General features: G+C 67.6%; 22 protein-coding genes and 1 tRNA gene. 10 read left to right on the top strand and 13 right to left on the bottom strand.

Annotation, left to right across the window (positions count from 1 at the left end; all coding sequences use genetic code 11):
• Nucleotides 1-271: 271 nt before the first annotated feature.
• Entirely contained in the window at nt 272-718 is a 447-nt protein-coding gene (locus tag NJ1_RS30295; protein WP_067701002.1) for a DUF3806 domain-containing protein, read from the top strand.
• Nucleotides 719-891: 173 nt separating this feature from the next.
• Here the strand turns inward: NJ1_RS30295 and NJ1_RS30290 are convergent.
• The 4 genes from NJ1_RS30290 to NJ1_RS30275 form a co-directional block, all read right to left on the bottom strand.
• Nucleotides 892-965 (bottom strand) — tRNA-Pro (locus tag NJ1_RS30290).
• A 65-nt stretch (nt 966-1,030) separates the two neighbouring features.
• Entirely contained in the window at nt 1,031-2,332 is a 1,302-nt protein-coding gene (locus NJ1_RS39430; protein WP_157574351.1) for a DUF8017 domain-containing protein, read from the bottom strand.
• A 44-nt stretch (nt 2,333-2,376) separates the two neighbouring features.
• Nucleotides 2,377-3,687, bottom strand: a complete 1,311-nt coding sequence (locus NJ1_RS39425) for a DUF8017 domain-containing protein (protein ID WP_067700996.1) — start codon at nt 3,685-3,687, stop codon at nt 2,377-2,379.
• Between the two features lie 99 nt (nt 3,688-3,786).
• Nucleotides 3,787-4,746 (bottom strand): metallophosphoesterase, encoded by a 960-nt coding sequence (locus NJ1_RS30275; RefSeq protein WP_067700993.1) that lies wholly within the window; start codon nt 4,744-4,746, stop codon nt 3,787-3,789.
• 149 nt (nt 4,747-4,895) lie between these two features.
• Between NJ1_RS30275 and NJ1_RS30270 the strand changes: the two genes are divergently transcribed.
• On the top strand, nt 4,896-5,360 hold the full coding sequence (locus NJ1_RS30270; protein WP_067701222.1) for a GatB/YqeY domain-containing protein: 465 nt from the start codon (nt 4,896-4,898) through the stop codon (nt 5,358-5,360).
• 117 nt (nt 5,361-5,477) lie between these two features.
• On the opposite strand, the gene NJ1_RS30265 is transcribed toward NJ1_RS30270, so the two are convergent.
• Nucleotides 5,478-7,844 carry a penicillin-binding protein gene (locus tag NJ1_RS30265; protein WP_067700990.1) on the bottom strand — a complete coding sequence of 789 codons (2,367 nt, stop codon included), beginning with the start codon at nt 7,842-7,844 and terminating at the stop codon, nt 5,478-5,480.
• A 312-nt stretch (nt 7,845-8,156) separates the two neighbouring features.
• Here NJ1_RS30265 and NJ1_RS30260 point away from each other — a divergent pair, with 312 nt between their 5' ends.
• Nucleotides 8,157-8,480: a WhiB family transcriptional regulator gene (locus tag NJ1_RS30260; protein ID WP_067700987.1), complete on the top strand. Its 324-nt coding sequence runs from the start codon at nt 8,157-8,159 to the stop codon at nt 8,478-8,480.
• Nucleotides 8,481-8,625: 145 nt separating this feature from the next.
• Here the strand turns inward: NJ1_RS30260 and bagB are convergent, their stop codons facing one another.
• Together bagB and bagA are read right to left on the bottom strand one after the other, a co-directional pair.
• A complete protein-coding gene (bagB, locus tag NJ1_RS30255) occupies nt 8,626-9,804 on the bottom strand; it encodes an ATPase BagB (protein WP_067700984.1) in 1,179 nt (392 codons plus the stop codon).
• Nucleotides 9,805-9,806: 2 nt separating this feature from the next.
• Nucleotides 9,807-10,826 carry an ATPase BagA gene (gene bagA, locus NJ1_RS30250; RefSeq protein ID WP_067700982.1) on the bottom strand — a complete coding sequence of 340 codons (1,020 nt, stop codon included), beginning with the start codon at nt 10,824-10,826 and terminating at the stop codon, nt 9,807-9,809.
• A gap of 282 nt (nt 10,827-11,108) precedes the next feature.
• On the opposite strand from bagA, the gene sp36 reads away from it, so the two are divergent.
• The 3 genes from sp36 to NJ1_RS30240 all read left to right on the top strand — a co-directional run bounded on the left by sp36 (nt 11,109) and on the right by NJ1_RS30240 (nt 12,657).
• Nucleotides 11,109-11,273, top strand: a complete 165-nt coding sequence (sp36, locus tag NJ1_RS39420; RefSeq protein ID WP_157574349.1) for a Sp36 family protein — start codon at nt 11,109-11,111, stop codon at nt 11,271-11,273.
• Nucleotides 11,273-11,740: a RidA family protein gene (locus NJ1_RS30245; RefSeq protein ID WP_067700979.1), complete on the top strand. Its 468-nt coding sequence runs from the start codon at nt 11,273-11,275 to the stop codon at nt 11,738-11,740. Before sp36 ends, NJ1_RS30245 begins: the two co-directional genes overlap by 1 nt.
• Before the next feature lie 110 nt (nt 11,741-11,850).
• Nucleotides 11,851-12,657 carry an MBL fold metallo-hydrolase gene (locus tag NJ1_RS30240; RefSeq protein ID WP_067700976.1) on the top strand — a complete coding sequence of 269 codons (807 nt, stop codon included), beginning with the start codon at nt 11,851-11,853 and terminating at the stop codon, nt 12,655-12,657.
• A gap of 169 nt (nt 12,658-12,826) precedes the next feature.
• Here NJ1_RS30240 and NJ1_RS30235 read toward each other — a convergent pair whose 3' ends face one another.
• Complete coding sequence (locus NJ1_RS30235; RefSeq protein WP_028478129.1) at nt 12,827-13,501, bottom strand: Crp/Fnr family transcriptional regulator; 675 nt, start codon at nt 13,499-13,501, stop codon at nt 12,827-12,829.
• Between the two features lie 300 nt (nt 13,502-13,801).
• Nucleotides 13,802-14,041 (bottom strand): hypothetical protein, encoded by a 240-nt coding sequence (locus NJ1_RS30230; RefSeq protein ID WP_067700973.1) that lies wholly within the window; start codon nt 14,039-14,041, stop codon nt 13,802-13,804.
• A 235-nt stretch (nt 14,042-14,276) separates the two neighbouring features.
• Here NJ1_RS30230 and nth point away from each other — a divergent pair, with 235 nt between their 5' ends.
• The 4 genes from nth (at nt 14,277) to NJ1_RS30205 (ending at nt 17,875) form a co-directional block, all read left to right on the top strand.
• The gene (gene nth / locus NJ1_RS30225) at nt 14,277-14,957 is read left to right on the top strand and encodes an endonuclease III (protein ID WP_174557141.1); all 681 of its coding nucleotides are present in this window, start codon (nt 14,277-14,279) and stop codon (nt 14,955-14,957) included.
• Nucleotides 14,954-15,595: a TlpA family protein disulfide reductase gene (locus NJ1_RS30220; protein ID WP_067700970.1), complete on the top strand. Its 642-nt coding sequence runs from the start codon at nt 14,954-14,956 to the stop codon at nt 15,593-15,595. Before nth ends, NJ1_RS30220 begins: the two co-directional genes overlap by 4 nt.
• A gap of 367 nt (nt 15,596-15,962) precedes the next feature.
• A complete protein-coding gene (locus NJ1_RS30210) occupies nt 15,963-16,685 on the top strand; it encodes an NUDIX hydrolase (protein ID WP_067700964.1) in 723 nt (240 codons plus the stop codon).
• A complete protein-coding gene (locus NJ1_RS30205; protein WP_067700961.1) occupies nt 16,682-17,875 on the top strand; it encodes a MarP family serine protease in 1,194 nt (397 codons plus the stop codon). The genes NJ1_RS30210 and NJ1_RS30205 overlap by 4 nt, the downstream gene beginning before the upstream one ends.
• Nucleotides 17,876-18,169: 294 nt before the next feature.
• Here NJ1_RS30205 and NJ1_RS30200 read toward each other — a convergent pair whose 3' ends face one another.
• The 4 genes from NJ1_RS30200 to NJ1_RS30185 form a co-directional block, all read right to left on the bottom strand.
• Nucleotides 18,170-19,141: an alpha/beta fold hydrolase gene (locus NJ1_RS30200; protein ID WP_067701215.1), complete on the bottom strand. Its 972-nt coding sequence runs from the start codon at nt 19,139-19,141 to the stop codon at nt 18,170-18,172.
• A 32-nt stretch (nt 19,142-19,173) separates the two neighbouring features.
• The gene (locus NJ1_RS30195; protein WP_084479018.1) at nt 19,174-19,704 is read right to left on the bottom strand and encodes a phage holin family protein; all 531 of its coding nucleotides are present in this window, start codon (nt 19,702-19,704) and stop codon (nt 19,174-19,176) included.
• A 39-nt stretch (nt 19,705-19,743) separates the two neighbouring features.
• A complete protein-coding gene (nhaA, locus tag NJ1_RS30190) occupies nt 19,744-20,970 on the bottom strand; it encodes a Na+/H+ antiporter NhaA (RefSeq protein WP_067701212.1) in 1,227 nt (408 codons plus the stop codon).
• A 319-nt stretch (nt 20,971-21,289) separates the two neighbouring features.
• The coding region (locus NJ1_RS30185; protein ID WP_157574347.1) for an AMP-binding enzyme at nt 21,290-21,904 on the bottom strand (615 nt) is incomplete at its 5' end.

The raw sequence follows: 21,904 nt of genomic DNA, 5'->3' as shown, positions 1-21,904 counted from the left end.
CAAGATCGCCGGGCCCAATCATCTTTGGTCTCCACCTGCCGCAATAGGTGCTCCGACGAACGCACGGTCATGCCGCATACCGCGCTGGCCGAACCGGACTTGCTGCACGCTCGAAGATCAACGTGCAGAGATTGTTTCGGAGGGCCGAACGCATTGAAATGAGGGTTCTGTGTCTGGAACCGTGGTGAGCTTGTGGGCTGTGACTGGTACTCGTCGCGGTACATTCTCGGCGACAAGGCGTTGGTGAGCTCGGATCGTCCGGGAAGGGTCGATGTCGGAGAATGCGGAGAAGATCGCGATCTGGGAGCACGGTCGGCGAGAAGATCTCCACTTCCTGCAAGAGGTGTTGGGCGCGGAAGAACTTGACCTGGAACAGGATCCGCTGGCTCTCCTGGCAACTCTGGACCACTTCGTCTCGTCACAGGACTACGACACGTTGGATGAGGACGGTTGGCTCTGGCTGCATACAGTCCTGGCCGCCTATATCGCTCACGTGATTCTGGTTCTCTACGAAGCTCATTGGGACGTGATCACCGACAGCCGTGGCCCAAACTACGTCTTGGTCGTCAAGGGAATCGACGGCAGTGACCATCTCGTCTCGCCCATGGATGTGGTGCATGACGACTTCGGCCGTTCCGGACCGCCGGACGTCGCGAGAATGCTGGGCACTGCCGAGTTGTCGGCAGGTGTTGCCCTCGAGTCCTGGAATCGGGCGTAGCAATCGGATCCGTATCGGTGGTGAGACCTCGCCGACCATGGTCGGCGATTTCCGATGTCCGGCTATGCAGCGTGCTGGATGTGGAGTTCTCCACTGCCGATGGCGACGGACATCAGAAAGGCCCCTGACCAGTAGAACTGGTCAGGGGCCTTTCATGTGTCTCAACCAACACGTCGGGGTGACAGGATTTGAACCTGCGACCTCTTCGTCCCGAACGAAGCGCGCTACCAAGCTGCGCCACACCCCGTGATGCGAACGTGGAGTAGCTTAGCGCACGGGTCGGGTGGGTGTTAAATCGGCTGGTCAGGTGGTTTAAATGAGGCGGAAGGTGGCTAGGAGGCGGCGGGCGAAAGCGTTGTCGACGGCGCGGTCGACATTGGTGTCGGCGGCGATGGTCAGGACCAGGGCTCCGGAGTCGGCGCCGGCGGGGATGGCGAAGGTGTAGATGGAGTAGGTGGAGGCGCACGTGGGATCGGGTGGCGTGAAGGCGCCCTTGGTTTCCACGAAGACGCCGGTGACGGCCTTGTCGGAACTGGTGAACGGTTCGGCGGGGCTCGCGGTCATGGAGGTGGCGGTGTCCCAGCCGATCCTCGCCATGCGCGCGCCGACGTCGATGGCCGCCTCGGTGGGATCGGATTTCTGGGCAACGCTCAGGAACATGTTGGTGCGCACGTAGTTCGGGCAGTAGTCCGAGCCCTCTTGCGACAGCCCGGCGATGGGGAGCTGGTCCGCGCCGGTGCCGAAGGTCTTGGTGTCCTGGTCGATATTCCAATCAGCGGGGATGTCCCAGGCGGCGCCCACATTCTCCGGGACCACGACCTGATAGCCGGCAATCTGCGGAGCGGGGGTCTTCGGTCCGGTCGACGGGCGCGGCGTCGTCGTGCGGGTGGTGGAGGTCGGCGAGGCCGAGGTGGAGGTCGGGGGCAGGGCGTCGGGGGTGCCGGAGTCCCGGGTCACCAGGACGATGGCCACGACCGCGACCAGAGCGACCACGAGCGTGCCGATGCCGATGTAGAGCCACAGCGTGTTCCGGCCGCCACCCGGTGGACCCGAAGAACCACCCCGGGGCGGCCCGCTGGAGTACGGCGTGGGCTGGAACCGTGCCGGCCCGGAGGCATGCGGATTCGCCCCGGTGCCAAAGGAATTCGGTCCAACCTGCGACCCTGGGCCGGATTTGACGATGTTCGGCCCAGCCTGTGGATTCGTGCCCGAACCGTAGGAGTTCGGACCGCCCGGTGGATTGGACCCCGGTTGATACGGATTCGAACCAGCCTGCGGATGGCCGCCGGATTGCGGAGGGGCCGAGTTCGGCCGACTTCCCGCCGACTGCTGGGGATTCGGCCCCGAGGGACCTGGATTCCATTGCGGTTGAGCGGGATTGGACCCCAAGGGTGTGGGTCCACCGGGGAGCGGTGGTGGGGTGAAGGGCTGGTGACGCGTCGGATCGTGTGCTGTCGCGTCGGTACCGGACGGCGGATGCTGTTGCGGCAGTTCCGGATACGACTGCCAGGGCGAACCCGGAGCGGGCGGGCCCTGCCACCAGTTGGCGGTGGGCTCGTCGTCCGGGTCGTTGTCTTCGTTGCCAGCGTTCTTGTGGCCGGATTCTTTTGTCATCGTCGGACCCCTGTCGGACCGGTGGTGCAGTCGGGCGAGCGACGTCAGATCGGGCGGATGGAGGCGAGGATCTTCTTCGCCAGAGCGGTGTCCACGGCCTTGTCCACACCCGTGTCGGCGGCGATCGTGAGAACGAAAGCGCCGTTGTCGCCGGGGAATGCGAACGTGTAGATGGAGTAGGTGGAGGCGCACCCGGCCGACGGGGGCGGGGCGTTGCCCTTGGTCTCCATGAAGATGCCCGTCAGTTGCCCGTCGGAGCTCGAGAACTTCTCCGCCGCACCGGCGGTCGAGCCGGTGGAGGTGGACCAGCCCACCCGACCCATCTTCGCGCCGATGTCGGCGGCCGCCTTGGTGGGATCCGCGTCGTCGGACTGACTCAGGAAGATGTTGGTGCGCACATAGTTCGGGCAGTAGGCCAGCCCGTCCTGGGCCAGGCCGGCGATCGGAATCTCGTCCGCCCCGCTGCCGAAGTGCGTCTGGCCGGCGCGATCCACCTTCCAGTCCTTCGGGACGTCGAACGCCGCACCGTTCTCCGGAATCGTGATGGTCTGGTAGCCCGGAATCACCGGCGCGGCGCCGGTGGTCTTGGTGGTGCTCGGCTTCGAGGTCGACGGCTTGCTCGCGCCGGGTGTGGTGGTGAGCGCGCTGACCAGTGACGGCGTCGTATTCGACTGTGCCGAAGGCTGGTTCGAGCCCTTGTTCATCAGCACCACGGTCACGATCGCGCCGATGATCGCCACCACGAGCACACCGGCGCCCGCGAAGAGCCAGCCCTTGTTCCTGCCGCCGTTTCCCGGCGGCTGTGCGTACGGCTGCGCGCCGTAACCGGGCTGCGGCTGACCGAACCCCTGCTGACCCCCGTACGGCGGCTGAGCGGGCGGATAGGCGGCCGGACCGGACTGATACGGCTGCTGACCCGGCAACTGCTGCGTCGGTTGCGGCTGACCCGGGTACGGCTGACCCGGCAACTGCTGCGTGGGCTGCGGCTGACCCGGGTACGACTGCCCCTGATGCGGATCCTGCCCGTACGGCCCGGCCGCCGTGAACTGCGTCGTGGGATCCGGCTGCGAGTACCCCTGCTGCCATCCCTGATCAGGCTGCTGCGCACCGTAGTTCGGCGGTTGCGCCCCGAAACCGGGAGCGCCGTGACCGCCCTGCGGATACGGCGGCGCGGCAGGCGGATACGGCTGCGCGCCCGGATGCTGTGCCGCGCCCGGATGCTGCTGCGCGCCCGGCTCCGGCATCGGATTCACCGGACTCGACTGCCACGGGGACTCCGGAGCGGGCGCGCCCTGCCACCAGTTCGGCTCCGGACCCCGCGAGGCCGGATCGTTCTGGTCATTTCCACTGGTCACGGTTCTGTCCCCTGACTGACGACTACTTACCGCGTTGTATATCGCAGTAGACGCTCAGTTGCGTATCGAAGACGCGCGGCGAATGCGTATCGATGACGCTCAGCGCGCCACGGCCTCCGACGCGGTGCGCCCGCGACCCGGCTCCGGCACCGGCTTCTTCGGCGCGGCGACCAGCGTCACCAGCGTCGCCTCCGGGCGGCAGCAGAACCGGTACGGCGCCCACGGCGACGTCCCCAGCCCGGCCGAAACATGAAGGCGCGTATGCGCACCCCAGCGCGAGGCGCCCTTCACCCGGGACCGGTCGATCCCGCAATTGGTGACCAGCGCGCCGTACCCCGGAATGCACAGCTGACCGCCGTGCGTGTGCCCGGCCATGACCAGGTCGTAGCCGTCGGCCGCGAACCGATCCAGTACGCGCGGCTCGGGGGAGTGGGTCAGGCCGATGCTCAAGTCCGCCAGCGGATTCGGAGCGCCCGCGACGGTGTCGTAGCGATCCCGCTTCAGGTGCGGGTCATCGACGCCCGCGGTGGCGATGCGCACCCCGGCGACCTCGATATCGCGGCGCACGTGGGTCAGATCCAGCCAGCCCCGCTCGCTGAACGCGGCCCGCAGGTCCTGCCACGGCAGCGGATCACCGTGCACGCGTTTGTGATCGGTCTTGAAGTACTTCAGCGGATTCTTCGGCACCGGCGCGAAGTAGTCGTTCGAGCCGAACACGAAGATGCCCGGGCGCGCCAGCAGACCGCCGAGCGACTGCACGACGGACGGCACCGCCTTCTGATGCGACAGGTTGTCCCCGGTGTTCACCACCAGATCCGGCTCGAGGCGATCGAGCTCCCGCAACCAGGCCTGCTTCAGCTGCTGGCCCGGCATCATGTGCAGGTCGGAGATGTGTAGGACCCGTAGTGAGGGTTTGCCCGGTTCCAGCACCGGCAGCGTCGCCTCGCGCAGCGTGAACGCGTTGCGCTCGATCAACGAGGCGTATCCGATTCCGGCGACCGCGGCCCCGGCGGCTCCCAGTGCGACGCGGCCAAGGGTGGAGGTCGAGATAACGGGCATTCGCCCAGAATAGGCGACGAGGACGGGAAACATCGACCTTAATGACCCGGGCCACCCTCACCTGTCGCGGGAATCCGGGCAAGCCGGACGGTCGACACCTCGGAAAAAGACGTGCGAGCGGCACCGGGTTCAGCGGTAGCGTGTGGCGCATGTCGGAACTCAAATCGAAGCTGCGGGCCGATCTCACCACCGCGATGAAGGCCAAGGACACACTGCGCCTCAACACGGTGCGCATGCTGCTCGCCGCCGTCCAGACCGCCGAGGTCGCGGGCACCGAGGCGCGCGAACTCAGCGACACCGAGGTCCTGGCCGTGCTGTCGAAGGAGTCCAAGAAGCGCAACGAGGCCGCGGTCGTCTACGAGCAGGCCGGGCGCGGCGAGCTCGCGGCCACCGAGCGCGCCGAAGAGGCCATCATCGACGAGTACCTGCCCACGCCGCTGACCGAGGCCGAGGTCGCCGACATCGCCGACACCGCCATCGCGAACGTCGCGGAGGCGATCGGGGAGCGGCCGGGCATGCGCCAGATGGGTCAGGTGATGAAGATCGCCACCGGGCTCGCGGCCGGGCGTGCCGACGGGACGCGGATCTCCGCGGCGGTCAAAGCCAGGCTCTGAGCCCGAGCCGGTCCCGGATCGGTCCCGCTACGGAACGAGAACGGCCCCCGCACCGGATCGGTGCGGGGGCCGTTTCGTGTGGAATCAGACCCGGGTGTCGGTCACCCCGGAGCCCGCCTAGCGCGGGATGGGGATCGGGATGGGGATCGGTGGCAATCGGGGCACCTGGATCCCCGGCAATCCCGGGACCGTCGGCCCCGGCGTCTCCGGCGCGGGCGCGGGCCGCTGACTGCCGTCGCTCACGTAGATCGTGATCACCGACCCCGGGATCGCCGAGCCGTCCGGCGAGATGCTCATCACCGTGCCCTTGTTGGGCCCGGCCGCCGTGGCCACCGAGACCTGGAAGCCCGCGGCGATCAGATTCCCGGTCGCCTCACCCTGGGACTGGCCGATGACGTCCGGGATCTGGGAGTTGTTGGATCCGCGCACGTACTTGTCGTCCAGCGGCGGCAGATTCGTCGGCGGGAAATTGCCGAGCACGTTCTTCACCGCGCCGAGCCAGGTCCGGGCCGGTTCGTTACCGCCGTACAGGTTTCCGCTGCCGCAGTTGCGCAGCGGGAACGAGCAGATCTCGCCGGGCGTCGGGCTGTCGCCGTAGATGTAGGCGGCGCCCGCGAGCGAGTTCGTGAACGCGAGGAACGCCGAGGACCGGTGGGTCTCGGTGGTTCCGGTCTTGGCGGACAGCGGAACCGGCCAGCCCACCGACTGTGCGGCCGCGGCCGCGGTGCCGCTCACGTCGTCCTTGCTGAGCGCGTTGGCGAGCGTATTGGCCAGACCGGGTTCGACGACCTGCTCGCACGCCTGCTGGGTGAGGGGCACGGTCTTGCCGCTACGGTCCACCACCTCCCTGATCGGGGTGGGCGGGCACCAGCGGCCGCCCGAGGCGATCGTCGCGGCGACGTTCGAGAGTTCCAGCGCGTTCACGCCCACCGGACCCAGCGTGAACGAGCCGAGGTTCTGCTCCTTCACCATGTCCGCCAGGCTCTGATTGCCGTGGCCGGAGGTGCCGGGCTGGGCGTAGGAACGCATGCCCAGGCGCACCGCCATATCGACGGTCGGCGAGACGCCCACGGCCTGGATCAGCTTGACGAAGGCCGTGTTCGGCGAGGTCGCGAGCGCCTCGGTCACCGACATGGGCGACTTGTAGTTACCGGCGTTCTTCACGCAGTAGGTCTCGGCCGGACAGCCGGGCGTGCCGGAATTACCCATGCCCTTGGCGGAGAAGTTCGCCGGAACGTCCAGCTGTGCGCTGATGCCCAAACCCTTCTCCATGGCCGCGGCCGTGGTGAAGATCTTGAAAATCGAGCCCGCGCCGTCGCCCACCAGCGAATACGGCTGCGGCTGCACGGTTTGATGCGCGTTGCCGTCCAGGCCGTAGGCGCGGCTGGACGCCATCGCCAGCACCGGGTGCGAATCCTGGCCGGGGCCGATGATGTTCATCACCTGGGCGATGTCGTCCAGATTCGGATCGCTGTTCGCGGCCAGCGAGTTGCGGCTCGCATCCTGCACCGCGGGATCGAGGGTGGTGCGAATCAGGTAGCCGCCCTTGTCGATCTGATCGCGGCTGATACCGGCATTGGTCAGGTACTGCATCGCGTAATCGCAGAAGAAGCCGCGATCGTTGGCCGCGATGCACCCGCGGGGCAGGCCCTTGGGCTCGGTGAGCACGCCCAGCGGATCGGTCTTGGCCTTGCGGAATTCGTCCGCGCGACTGGGGATGTTCGCGATCAGCGTGTCCAGCACGGTGTTGCGGCGCTCGAGCACACCCTGCGGATTGGTGTACGGGTTCAGCTTCGAGCTGGACTGCACCATGCCCGCGAGCATCGCGGACTGCACGATGGTCAGATCCTTGGCGTCGATGCCGAAGTAGGTCTGCGCGGCGTCCTGGATGCCGTAGGACGAATTACCGAACGGCACCAGGTTCAGGTAGCGGGTGAGGATCTCGTCCTTGGTGAGCTGCTTGTCCAGCGTCAGCGCCATCCGGATCTCACGGATCTTGCGGGCGGGGGTCGTCTCGGTGGCGGCGCGGCGTTCGGCATCGGTCTTGGCCACGACCAGCAGCAGGTAGTTCTTCACGTACTGCTGATCGATGGTCGAGCCACCCTGCTGCACCTCGCCGCCGGAGGTGTTGGTCAGGAAGGCACGGAAGGTGCCCTGCCAGTCCACACCACCGTGTTCGGCGAAGCGTTTGTCCTCCACGGACACGAGCGCGAGCTTCATGTCGTTGGAGATCTTGTCGCTGGGCACTTCGAACCGGCGTTGCTCGTACAGCCAGGCGAACGGCGTCCCGTTCACATCGACCATGGTCGACACCGCCGGGACCGCACCCTCCACAAGCTCGGCGGAAACGTTGTCCACGGCATCGGCGGCACGGTTCGAGATGAACCCGAAACCGCCGGCGAGAGGGAACAGCAACCCGGCGAGCAGGACGGCGGCCAGGACGCAGCTGCCGGCGAGTCTCCAGAGCGTTCGTGTGATCGGCACGAGCGACAGCCTAATTGCCCGGCCGGACAGTCGGTGTCCCTGTGTCGGGGTGTCCATAAGTCCGGTTCGACTGTCTCAATGATCCCGACTGCCCGGTATCAGGTAACGAATGCGTGGACGGACGTACCAGAAAATCTCGGCACGGTCTTGCGCAGGCCGCACACCACTATCTAGATTGAGAACCCAGTGTGATAGAGCTAACACTCAAAGTGGAATGTGGTGCAGTTCGCAGTGGGGTTGGGTATCTGCGCGCTGTACACGCGATTCTGGAGCGCCGTGACCCGGTGTTCGGACTGCAAAGGGGCACACCAAATGCACATGACTACCCCGATCGCTCGACTGGACGTAGAGCAGGCCGAAGCGCGAATTGCCTGGGTTTCCCAGGCCCGATGCAAGGAAGTGGATCCCGACCAGCTGTTCGTGCGCGGTGCAGCGCAGCGCAAGGCTGCGACCATCTGCCGGCACTGCCCGGTGCTGATGGAGTGCGGGGCTGACGCTCTGGACAACCGAGTGGAGTTCGGTGTGTGGGGCGGCATGACCGAACGGCAGCGGCGTGCGCTGCTGAAGCAGCATCCGGAGGTGACGTCCTGGTCCGATTTCTTCCGGGTCCAGCGGTCGCAGAAAGTAGCTATGTAACCCAGTATCCCCATAAGCAGAACGGACCGAGCCCGCTTTGGCGGGCTCGGTCCGTTTCCGGAGGAAAATCGGGCATCTCACGCAGACCGGGTAGTTCCTTCCGGAAGGATTGGGAACTTTGCCGTCCAGGGCGCGACTCCGATCGTCAGGCCGACTTGGCAGTTCCCGCCGCGGCGAGCTGATCGGCGACGGCCCGCAGCGCGTCCAGATCCGCGACCTCGAACGGGAGCGCGGTGACCGCCGCGATCGGCACGCTCGGATGCGCGCCCCGGAACCGCTGCAGTAGATGCTGTTCCCGCTTCGCGGTGGTCGCCCGATGTGCGTGGATTCGCAGCACGGCCGCGGCGAGCGCCTCGGGTGTCTCCGATTCGCCGGTCACGGTCGTCGCGGGGGCTAGACGGTCTGCGGCGACCTGAGCCTGCTCGGCGGAGAGCGAACTCAGCACCGGATGCGTGCGATTGAGCACCAGGCCGGCGAGCGGCATCTTGTCGGTCGAGAGCCGATCGACGAAGAACGACGCCTCCCGCAACGCGTCCGGTTCGGCCGCGGCCACCACCACGAAGTGGGTGCCGGGCCGGGACAGCATGGCGTAGGTGCGATCCGCGCGATCCTGGAATCCGCCGAACATGGATTCGAGCGACTGCAGGAACACCGACGCGTCCTTGAGCAACTGACCGCCCACGATCGTGGACACTCCGCGCAGCGCCAGGCTCATCGCGCCCGCGACGAGTTTGCCGACGCCGCGGCCCGGCGCCATGATCACGCGGATCATCTTGCCGTTCAGGAAATTGCCGAGGCGCTTGGGCGCGTCGAGGAAGTCCAGGGCGTTGCGAGACGGCGGCGTGTCGACCACGATCAGGTCCCACTCGCGCTTGCCGGCCAGCTGGCCCAGCTTCTCCATCGCCATGTACTCCTGGGTGCCACCGAAGGAGGACGCGACGGTCTGATAGATCGGATTGGCGAAGATCTGCTCCGCCTTCTCCGGGCTGGTGTGCTCGAGCACCATCTCGTCGAAGGTGCGGCGCATGTTCAGCATCATGGCGAACAGCTCGCCCTTGGCGGGACTGCCGTCCCGCTCACCCAGGTCCACCCGCTGCGGGGTGTTTCCGAGGTCCGAGACACCCAGGGACTGCGCCAGACGGCGTGCGGGGTCGATGGTGAGCACGACGACCTTGCGGCCCGCCTCGGCCGCGTGCACGGCGATGGCGGCGGCGGTGGTGGTCTTGCCGACCCCGCCGGAGCCGCAGCACACCACGATGCGCGCGGACTTGTCGGAGATGATCTTCGTAATGTCCAGGGGGACGGTGCCGGCCGGAACGATCATGATCAGCGAACTCCCTGCGCGCTCAAGTGTTCGGCCAGCTCGTAGAGCCCGCCCAGGTCCATCCCGTCGGCCAGCGACGGCAGGTAGAGCCGTGAGATGTCGACCTGCGCCAGGTCCTCGGCGCTCTCGTCCTGCGCCTGCAAACGGGCCGAATGCTCGACGGTCTCGGCGATCAGGCCCTGGAAGTCCTGTTCGGACAGGGTGATTCCGGCCTCGGCGAGTCCGGCCCGCACGGCGTCGGTGTCGACCTCACCGGTGGCGGCCTTCGCGCGCACGGCCCGGGGCAGATAGCCCTCGCTCGCGCGGTTCACGATGACCGTGCCGATGTTCAGATCGTTGGCGGTGAGTTCGCCGATGGCGTCGGCGGTCTCCTGCACCGGCAGCGCCTCGAGCAGGGTCACCAGGTGGATCATGGTCTGCGGCGAATGCAGCAGCTTGGACACGCCCTCGGCCTGCGAGGCGATCGGGCCGCCGCCGGCGATCTCGGCCATGGCCTGGGTGACGTCCAGGAAGCTGGCGATCCGGCCGGTCGGGGGCGCGTCGATGACGATCTCGTCGTAGGCCGGTTTACCCGACTTGTCGACGCGCACCGCGCATTCCTTGATCTTGCCGGTCAGGATGACGTCCCGCAGACCGGGCGCGATGGTCGTCACGAACTCGATGGCCCCGACCCGGCGCATGGCGCGACCGGCGAAGCCCAGGTTGTAGAACATGTCCAGGTATTCCAGGAACGCATGCTCGACATCCAGGGCCAGGGCCAGCACCTCGCCTCCGCCCTCGGCGGCGGCGATCCGAGTCTCGGTGGGCGGCAACGGCGGCAGGTCGAACAACTGGGCAATGGACTGCCTGCCCTCGACCTCGACCAGCAGCACGCGGCGGCCCCCCGCCGCGAGCGCCAGCGCGAGTGCTGCCGCGACCGTCGACTTCCCGGTCCCGCCCTTTCCGGATACGTAGTGCAGGCGGGCCTTGTCCGCCCGCTCCGGCCAACCTGATTCGACCCCCGGCTCAACCGAAACGGGCACTGCTATCGGTACTCCCACGCTCGCGAGCCTATAACTCGTTACTGCTTCCTGCCCACAAGGGAACGTAACTGTCTGATACACCACTCGCTGTGTTCTTTTCGTCCACGCTTCGCTACGGCGGTTCGCGGCCCTTTCAGGTCTCGATTCTTCCTCCCGCCGCGCCGCTCGCCCCCGGTTTCGAGGCGAGGCGGCGAACTGTCGGATTCGGCGACCGGGTGTCCGGTGGGGGAGTGGCCGGTCTCGGGTAACGGGCCCCCACTCGGCGGGTTGTACGCTCTCGGCATGAGTGATGTGACCGTGTGGGAGTACGCGACGGTGCCGCTGTTGACGCATGCCACCAAGGCAATTCTGGACCAGTGGGGTTCCGACGGCTGGGAACTCGTCACCGTGCTGCCCGGGCCGACCGGCGAGCAGCATGTCGCCTACCTGAAGCGACCCAAGAACTGATGGCGGCCGCCACCGCCTGGGCGGAGAATCTGGCCAAGCTGGGGCTCGATCTACCCGGCGTCGCGGCACCCGTCGCGGCGTACATTCCGGCCGTGCGGACCGGCAACCTCGTCTACACCTCCGGCCAGTTGCCGGTCGTGGACGGTCAGCTGACGGTGACCGGCAAGGTCGGCGCCGAGGTTTCCACCGAGCAGGCCGCCGAAGCCGCCCGGCTGTGCGCGCTCAACGCGCTGGCCGCGGTGCACGATCTGGTCGGCCTCGACAATGTCGTGCGGATCGTGAAGGTCGTCGGATTCGTCGCCTCCGCACCGGGTTACAGCGATCAGCCGCTGGTCATCAACGGCTCGTCGGAATTCCTCGGTGAGGTCTTCGGTGACGCGGGCGTGCACGCGCGCTCGGCCGTCGGTGTCTCGGAACTGCCGAAGAACACCCCCGTCGAGGTCGAGCTGATCGCGGAAGTGCGATAGTCCCTTACACAGCAAGCGCGCGAGCCGATATCCCAAAAGGTTTGGCGCACAGTGAAAGCGGGGTGAGTCGAAACATGGACTCGCCCCGCGTTCTGCGTTAGGACAAGAGCATGACCCTCACCCACCCCGCATACGAGCAGTTGCGACAGGTGACACCGTCGGCGGCCGTAGTGCTGGCCGACAATCCCAGCGGAATGACGTTGCAGGGCACCAACACCTGGGTCCTGCGCGCACCCGGAAGTCCGGACTGCGTGGTCGTGGACCCGGGGCCCAAGGACCGCAAGCACACCGAGGCCCTGGTGCGGGAGACGGGCGGGAACATCGCGCTCACCCTCATCACGCACCACCACGCCGATCACACCGGCGGCATCGATCGACTGGTCAAGGAGACCGGGACGCCGGTGCGCGCCGCGAGCCGGGAGTTCCTGCGCGACTCCGACACCCCGCTCGGCGACGGCGAGGTCATCGAGGCGGCCGGACTGCGGATCACCGTGGTGGCTACTCCCGGGCACACCACCGATTCGCTCAGTTTTCTCGTCGACGGCCCGGACGGCGAGCAGGTGCTGCTGACCGGCGACACCGTGCTCGGCAGCGGAACCACCGTGCTGGAATCGCGGGACGAGGCGCTCGCGGATTACCTCGGATCACTCGAGCGGCTACTCGAGGTCGGCGCGGGGCGGGTGCTGCTGCCCGCGCACGGGCCCGATCACCCCGATGCCGAACCGGTGCTGCGCTTCTATCTCTCACATCGCCAGGAGCGCCTGAACCAGGTGCGCGACGCGTTGACCAAGCTCGGCCCGAACGCGAAGGCCCTGCAGATCGTCGCGGTCGTCTACGCCGACGTCGACAAGCGCCTGTGGCCGGCGGCGCACAGTTCGGTCAAGGCGCAGCTCGCGTATCTGCGCACTCACGGCTGATCTGACTCCGCGACATCGGTTCTCGCCCCCGGTGGGGCCCGAGTCGGGGCCGGGCCGGGGCGGCCCGGCCGAGCAGCACCCTCGAACACGTCGAGACCGGGTCGCCACACCCCGTGGCGACCCGGTCTCGATTCGTTCGTGTGCGCCCGAAGGCGGGTGCCGCGGCGAACTAGCGCGCGCGGCGGGCCAGACGCTCCGAGTCGGAGATGAGCACGCTCTTGCCCTCGAGTCGCAGCCAGCCGCGATGCGCGAAGTCGGCCAGGGCCTTGTTCACGGTTTCGCGAGAGGCGCCGACCAGCTGGGCGATCTCTTCCTGGGTCAGGTCGTGGGTCACGCGCAGCGCGCCCGCTTCCTGGGTGCCGAACCGCTGAGCCAGCTGCAGCAGCGCCTTGGCAACACGTCCGGGCACGTCCGTGAAGATCAGGTCGGCCAGGTTGTTGTTGGTGCGGCGCAGACGGCGGGCCAGGACCCGCAGCAGCTGTTCGGCGATCTCGGGGCGCTGATCGATCCACGCCTTGAGGGCGTCCCGATCCATGGTCACCGCGCGGACCTCGGTGACGGTGGTGGCCGTCGAGGTGCGCGGCCCCGGATCGAAGATCGACAGCTCACCGAACATGTCCGACGGGCCCATGATCGTCAGCAGGTTTTCGCGACCGTCCGGAGAACGCCGGCCGATCTTCACCTTGCCCGAGGTGATGATGAACAGCCGATCACCGGGCTCACCCTCGTTGAAGATCACGTGCCCGCGCGGAAAGTCCACAGGCTGAAGTTGTTTGGCGAGAGCGGCCACCGCGGTGGGCTCGACGCCTTGGAAGATGCCTGCTCTGGCGAGGGCCTCGTCCACGAATGTGCTCCTTATGGGAAATGGCTCTGTTCTGGACCGAAGCGAGCTCGGCCGACAGTGCAGTCTACTTTGCAATACCGCCGGGTAGTGATAGACACCACGCAACGTGCTCATTCTCCGACACGCGGAGGTGAATTACGCGACACGCAGACAAGAAAGTGGCGACACGCAAAAGCCTAGTGCGACGACACGCCGCAGGGACATTCGGGAACCATTTCATCGCCCTGACCGGGCCATAACGCAGCGGGTCGGATTCGGTGCGGCGGCGGCCGCGACCGGAAAGCCGATGCTCGGGCGGGCTCAGCTCGCCTGAGCGACATCCAGCCCCTTGGCCGGGCGAGTCCGGCGCGGACGCGCCGCCGCGGCGGGAAGTCCCAGTTTGGTCAGGTCGCTGACCTCGGCATTCGTGGCACGGTCGAGATACTGCTGAACCTCCGGATCGGGTTCGAGCAGCTTGCGCAGCCGATTCTCGACCCGTTCCATCACCAATGCGAACAGCATCAGCGCTATCGGAAACAGCACAACAGCGAGTCCTTGCATAGCGAGGAGTAAACACGGCCAAGGTCTCAGATGGAACACGGCCTCTGCTCGACCCGGTTGTCGCGTCACACCGGTTCCGTAAGGTGGACGCGTGCGTGTCTCCGAATCCAGCGCGGTCAGCGCCCTGCCTACCTCGGCCGAGTCGGTGGCCGCGCCCCCCGAGCCCCGCGCGGCGGTGAAGAAGAACGCGCGAGCCAAGGAGACGCCCACCGGGCTGGTGCGGCGGGCCCGCCGGATGAATCGAACACTGGCCCTTGCCTTCCCCGATGCGCACTGTGAGCTGGACTTTACGACCCCACTCGAATTGGCGGTCGCGACAATCCTTTCCGCGCAATGCACCGATGTGCGTGTGAATCAGACCACACCGGCGCTTTTCGCCAAGTATCGGAGCGCACAGGACTACGCCGGAGCCGACCGGGCCGAGATGGAGGAATACATCCGCCCGACCGGATTCTTCCGGAACAAGACCAACTCGCTGATCGGTCTCGGGCAGGCGCTCGTCGAGCGGTACGACGGTGAACTGCCGAACACCCTCGAGGATCTGGTCACCCTGCCCGGGATCGGGCGCAAGACCGCCAATGTGGTTCTGGGCAATGCCTTCGGCGTCCCCGGCATCACCGTCGACACCCACTTCGGGCGGCTGGTCAGGCGCTGGAACTGGACGCAAGAGGAGGATCCGGTCAAGGTCGAGCACATCGTCGGCGCGCTCATCGAGCGCAAGGAGTGGACGATGCTCTCGCACCGGGTGATCTTCCACGGCCGCCGGGTCTGCCATGCCCGCAAACCCGCGTGCGGCGCCTGCGTCCTGGCCAAGGACTGCCCGTCCTACGGCGCCGGACCGACCGATCCCGCCACCGCCGCCGCCCTGATCAAGGGACCCGAGACCGAGCATCTGCTCGAGCTGGTGGGGTTGTGACCGGCACACCGAACGGCAACCGGTGGCGCTGGGTGCTCGCGGGGCTGGTCGCTGTCCTCGCGCTCGCGGTGGCGGTGTGGCCGCGCGGCGGTGACGACGCGCAATCCGGCGGCGGCGTCACCACTCCGGCCGAGAGCCCGATCGCGCCGGGTGAGCGTGCGCGGGCCGCGCTCGCGGACTGCCCGGCTCCCTCCGGGGCGTCGGTGGGGGACGGTCCGCTGCGCGGCATCACGCTGAACTGCCTGGCCGACGGCCGCCCGGTCGATCTGACCGGCGCGCTGGCCGGGAAACCCGCCCTGCTCAATCTGTGGGCCTACTGGTGTGGGCCGTGCGCGGAGGAACTGCCGCTGCTGCAACAGTTCTCCGAGCAGGCGGCCGGCGCGATCACGGTCCTGACCGTGCACAGCGATCCCGGCAGCGCCAAGGGGTTGTCCCGGCTCGAGGGCCTCGGCATCCACCTGCCGGGCGTCGAGGATCCGAACATCAAGGTGCGCAAGGCTCTCGGCGCGCCCGCGGTGCTGCCGATCTCGGTGCTGCTGCGCCCGGACGGCACCGTCGCGAAGGTCGTGGTGCGCGCTTTCACCAGCGTGCAGGACATTTCCGATACCGTCGCCGCCGAGTTGGGCGTTCGGGCGTGAGGTCCGCCGAGGCGGGCATCGACGGGTTCGGCGTGCGGTTCGGGGGTCTCGCAGCGCGCCACGACGCCGGGAAATCCGGCTCCGCTGGCCGATCGGCGGCCACCTCGAGTAATGTGCGCGACAGTGCGGGGGGCAGCTCGTTCATTCACCTACCCGGAACAGAGAGCCCGAACATCCAGGTGCACAAGCTCATTGCGACCGCCGACCAGCGCCCGATCACCGTTTCCGTCCGGACCTCGAACGGTCCGCTCATCAGCGTGCCCGCGAACCCCGCGATCGTGACCCATCGATCACCGGACGGGGTGGTGGCGAGTGTCACGGTCCGTGCCGTCGTGAGTACGTCCGCAGTGGTGAAGGCAGTGTCGGTATGAGGCTCGAGGCCAACGGGATTCCGGAGTGGTTGCGCGGTGTGGCCGAGCACGACCCCGCGGATCCGACCGGAGTCAATCCGGTGCTGCGGCGAACCACCATGCGCCGCTTCGCCGCTGCCGCGGCTCGGCCCCGGCAGGCCTCGGTGCTGGTGCTTTTCGGTGGATCGCAGGAGTCGGACGAGCAGGCGCCGGGCGGACTGCCCGAGGACGCCGACGTACTCCTGACCCAGCGCGCCGCGACCCTGCGGCAGCACGGCGGTCAGGTCGCCTTCCCCGGCGGCGGCGTCGAACCCGGGGACGACGGGCCGATCGGCACCGCGCTGCGCGAAGCGCAGGAGGAGACCGGGCTCGATCCGGCCGGGGTGGAACCGATCGCGGTGCTGCCCAAGATCTTCGTGCCGCCCTCGCGATTCGATGTGACGCCCATCGTCGCGTACTGGCGCACGCCGGGCGCGGTCGGAGTGGTGAGCGAGACCGAGGCTGCCCGTGTCGCGCGGGTGCCGATCACCGAACTCATCGATCCGGCCAACCGGTTCGTGGTAAGACATCCGCTCGGGTACATGGGTCCGGCATTCGAGGTCGACGGAATGCTGGTGTGGGGCTTCACCGGTGGCGTGCTCGCCGGGTTGCTCGCGGTATCCGGGTGGGAACTGGAATGGGATCATCACGACGTACGTGATCTGCAGGCGTCGTTGGCCGCGGTAGGGATGACGTTATGAGCGCCTCGGGCTGGCTCGATATCGGGATCGTGATACTCGCACTGCTGGCAGCCACCTCCGGGTGGCGTCAGGGTGCGGTGGCGTCGGCGCTCGCCTTCCTGGGCGTGGTGCTCGGCGCGGTCGCGGGCATCCTGATCGCGCCGCACATACTGATCCATCTGAGCGAGGGCCGCAGTCGCGTGCTGGTGGGCGTGCTGCTCATCGTGGCGCTGGTGATCGTCGGCGAGGTCGCGGGCATGGTGCTCGGGCGCGCCGCGCGCAGCGGTATGCGCGATCCGTTCATGCGCAGCGTGGACAGCGTAGTGGGCGCGGGTCTGCAGGCGGTCGCGGTGCTGGCCACCGCGTGGCTGCTGGCACTGCCGCTGACCAACTCCTCGCAACCGGGAATCGCGGCCGCGGTCAAGAACTCTCAGGTTCTGATCAATGTGGACCATGTCGCGCCGGACTGGCTGCGCAAGGTCCCCAACGAATTCTCCAACCTGCTCAACACCTCCGGGCTGCCGGACGTGATCGGGCCGTTCGGCCGGGTGCCGATCGCGGCGGTCGAGCCGCCCGACGGCTCGGTGCTGCAGCTGCCGGTCGCGCAGTCGCTGCAGTCCAAGGTGCTGCGCATTCGCGGTATCGCGCCCAGTTGCCAACGGCAGCTGGAGGGTTCGGGCTTCGTCGTCGCGCCCGAGCGCATCATGACCAACGCGCACGTGGTCGCGGGCACCGCCAGCGTCAGCGTGGACAGTGCGCGCGGGCCGCTCACCGCGACCGTGGTGCTGTTCGACCCGTCCAAGGACATCGCGATCCTCGCGGTGCCCGGACTCGCGGAGCAGCCGATCCCGCTGGCCCCCAGCGCCGCCAAGTCGGGCGAGAGCGCCATCGTGCTCGGCTATCCGGGCGGCGGGCGCTATACGGCCAGCGCTGCCCGGGTCCGCGAGACGCTGGACCTCAAGGGCCCCAACATCTACCGCGACAACAACGTGCAGCGCGAGGTGTACACGATTCGCGGTCAGGTGCGGGCGGGCAACTCCGGCGGTCCGCTGGTCGACACCGACGGCAACATCATGGGCGTGGTATTCGGCGCGGCCGTCACCGACGACGACACCGGCTACGTGCTGACCCTCGACGAGGTGCGTCCGGAAGTGACTGCGGCGCCCGGAGTGTCGGAGGCCGTGGGCACCGGCAGCTGCGTGCTGAGCTGACCGAGCGCTGAACCGGCTTCGGCCCGGTGTGACTGCGTGCAGTCGCACCGGGCCGAATCTCGTTGTGTGCCGTGATCTGTCGCGCCTCGCGCGGTGATTGCCCTGCTGGTGAGTCGAACCGGCCGCTGCTTCGCGGTGGCCGAAGCCCGCGCCGATCCCATCCTGATCGCCCGGTTCCGCCCCGGAGAGGCCGACCGCCGCCCGGCAGCGATCGGTCGTTTCCGTCGCCGTCGGAGTGAGGTCGGCGCGGGCACCGCGCCGGGCGAATCGTCCGGCGGGCAGCCGAATCCGGTCTCAGGCGAGGAGTTTCGCGATCTCGGCGGTGACGATGTCGGGGTTCTCCTGGTGGGCGTAGTGACCCGAATCCGGGATGGGGACCACATGGCGCGCGGGGGACAATCGCAGACCCCGTCGGATGGTGCTCGCGAAGATGTAGCGGTCGCGGTCGCCGTACATCGACAGCACCGGGATGCGCACCGGCTCGCGCATCGTCGCCATGAAACGCGCACCGTCGGGCCGCCATTGGCTGCGGAAGGCCCAGCGCTGGTACTCCAGCGCACAGTGCGCGACGCCCGGAATCTGGATGGCCGTGCGCAGGCGCGCGACCGTGTCCGCGAATTCCGGAGTGGTGGACCAGTGTTCGCCCGCCCGCTGACGCATCAGGCGCTCGATCTCCGCGCCGTCGGCGGTGGTGAGCAGGCGCTCGCCGTAGCGCGGGAGCTGATAGCGCAGGAAGTTCGGCAGCCACGCGGCGCGCTGTGCCTTGTCCCGCAGGATGGTTCGCTTCAGCGACGCCGGATGCGGTGAGGACACCAGCGCGATGGAGCGCACCACGCGCGGATGCAGCACCGCCGTCGCCCAGCAGACCAGTCCGCCCTCGGCGTGGCCGACCAGGGTCGCCTCGGTGTACCCGAGTGCGCGGATCAGCCCGGCGATGTCACCGGCGAGCGTCCAGCCGTCGTAGCCGCGCGGCGGTTTGTCGCTGTCGCCGTACCCGCGCAGGTCCACCGCGACGGTCCGGAAGCCGCGCTCGGCGAGTCCGGTCAGCTGATGCCGCCACGACCACCAGAAGTCACCGAAGCCGTGCAGCAGCACGACCAGGGGAGCTTCCGGGTCCGCGAAGGCCGGCCCGCCGGCGGTAGGCATTGCCGGCCCGCCGGCGGCAGGATCGGCCTCCACCACATGGAAGCGAATGCCGTTGGCATGCACATCCCGATGGATCCACGGTCCGTCGTAGCGGACTGCGGACGGATCCGGGGGAGTAATCGACGACACGCCGAGGAAGCGTAATCGAAGATCTAGGCCCGGTGCTTACCGAAGTCGGCCGTGGCATCGACGGTCCGGTCCGCACCGGCACCACGGTGTCGATCGAAAGAAACACTGGGCAGCACCGTCTTCGCCTCTTTCAGCGATTCGATGGTCTTCTCCGGCGCGCGCAGTTTGCGAACCTTCAGATAGCCCAGCAGGCCCAGCGCGACCGTCGTGACGATCATCAGCAGGAACACGATGAGGAACGCCAGCCAGCGATACACCCACACGTCCAGCAGTTCCGCCAGGAAGAAGAAAAAGAAGAACGAGCTGAACAGCAGGACGGTCAGTGCGCCGATGAAGAAGACGCTGCCCTGCAGCCCCTTCTTGATCTCGCCGGTCACCTCGGCCTTGGCCAGCTCCACCTCGGCGCGTACCAGCGTCGACATCTGCTCGGTCGCGTCACGGACCAGGTGCCCGATGGTCGCGGACTCGTGAGTGTCGACATCGGACAGCGGAATCGAGGAGATAGTGCGGGTACGGCGCCCGTCCTGCCCGCTACCGCCCTGTGTGAAGCTCAATTGCTCGACCCTTCCATGTCCCGGGACTGCCCCGCGAAGTCACTCTTGATTGTGCAGCGCTCGCTCGTCACGGCGCGCCTGATGGGCGCGTCCACGCCGCAACAGTAGCGCCGAACCGGCCAGTGAAGCCGTCAATGACGTCAGCAACACCGCCGCTTTCGCGAGCTCGACCGAGGAGCCGTCGCCGACGTCCTCGAGTGCGAGTTCTGCCACCAAGAGGCTAACGGTGAAGCCGATCGCACCGAGTACCGACAGGGCGAACATGTCCCGGTAACCGAGATCGCCGGGCTTTTTCGCGATCCCCAACCGGATGGCGAGGCAGCTGAATCCGAAGATTCCGACCGTCTTGCCGACCAGCAGGCCGACGATGATCGCCAGGGAGAGCCGGTGCGTGAACAGCTCCGAGAACACATCCGAATTGAGCGACACGCCCGAGGCGAACAGCGCGAAGAGCGGTACGCACAGGGCGGCGGAGATCGGCTGGAACAGGTGCTCGAGCCGAGCCGCCGGGGCGCAGTGCTCGTCCTCGCCCGGATCGGGCCGCACCCGGGTCAGCAGGCCGAGTCCGACGCCCGCCAGGGTCGGATGGATGCCCGCCTCGTGCAGCGCGTACCAGGCCACCAGCGCCAGCGGCACATACAGGAACGGGGTGCCGATCCGCTTGTGCTGCCCGAACGCCCACGCCGCGAAGCAGGCCGCCGCGATCAGCAGCCACAGCACGGCGAGGGTGGTGGTGAACAGGATCGCGATCAGGATGATGGCGACGAGATCGTCCACCACAGCCAGACTGAGCAGGAACACCCGGGCGCTCGGCGGAATACGGGATCCGGTCAGGGCCAGCACCGCCAGCGCGAAGGCGATGTCGGTCGCGACCGGGATGGCCCACCCGCGATCCATTCCCTCCACGCCCCAGCCGATTCCGATCGCGATCAGCGCGGGCATCAGCACGCCGCCGAACGCGGCGATGATCGGCAGGGCGGCGCTCTTGCGGTCCGCGAGTTCGCCGATCACCAGCTCGCGTTTGAGTTCGAGCCCCGCGACGAAGAAGAAGATGGCGAGCAGACCGTCCTTGGTCCAGTCGGCCAGCGTGAGATCCAGATGCAGTGCGGGGATGGCCAGTTCGGTGTCGACCATGGTGTCGTAGCTCGCGCCCCACGGGGAGTTGACCCAGATCAGCGCGCCGGCCGCGGCGATGAGAAGCAGTGCGCCACCGAATGTTTCGGTCCGTAGATAGCGAGTCAACTCGGAACGGACCTGAGCAATCACCTGGTGCACCCTTCAGCCGGACGTTCGACGAAACCAGCGGCACGCGACACCACACCAGAAACGGCCGGGCACTTACCGCACGCCGACCAGACTTCCCGGCACACCTTACGCAATTCTAACGGCTTATCTCGTCATCGGCGCGACCGCCGTCGCCCGACCCGGACCCGCCCCGGTCGGAGTCGGGTTCGACGGATCGAGAACGAAAACGCCGACCCTCGGCCGGACTTCACGGCGATATGACGAACCGAGGCCCCCGTGACGACTCACGGGGACCTCGGCTCGATCGGTCGCGCGCCGTGTACAGGTGCGGCGCTTCGGGTTACGCCTTGCCGGCCCGAATGGCCTCGAAGACGTTGGGGTCCACCAGGGTCGAGGTGTCGCCCAGCTCGCGGCCCTCGGCCACATCGCGCAGCAGGCGGCGCATGATCTTGCCCGAGCGAGTCTTCGGCAACTCCGGGACCACGTGGATCTCCCGCGGCCGGGCGATCGGGCTGATCTCCTTGGAGACCTCGGCCTCGAGCTCGCTGACCAGGTCCTCTCCGGTGTCCTTCGCCTCCGCGGTGAGGATGACGAAGGCGACGATGCCCTGACCGGTGGTCTCGTCACTCGCCCCGACGACGGCGGCCTCGGCGACCCCGGAATGACCCACGAGCGCGGATTCCACCTCGGCGGTGGAAATACGGTGCCCCGACACGTTCATGACGTCGTCCACGCGGCCCAGGACCCACAGGTCGCCGTCCTTGTCGAGCTTCGCGCCGTCACCGGCGAAGTACCAGCCCTGGGCGCCGTAGCGCGCCCAGTAGGTCTCCCGGTACCGCTCGTTGTCGCCCCAGATGCCGCGCAGCATGGACGGCCAGGGCTGGTCCAGGACCAGGTAACCGTTGGCCTCGGTCTCGCCGAGCTCGACGGGATTGCCCTCCTCGTCCACCACGGT

Source organism: Nocardia jejuensis NBRC 103114, assembly GCF_001613145.1.
GTDB lineage: Bacteria > Actinomycetota > Actinomycetes > Mycobacteriales > Mycobacteriaceae > Nocardia > Nocardia jejuensis.
This window is presented reverse-complemented; position numbering and strand designations above follow the sequence as displayed.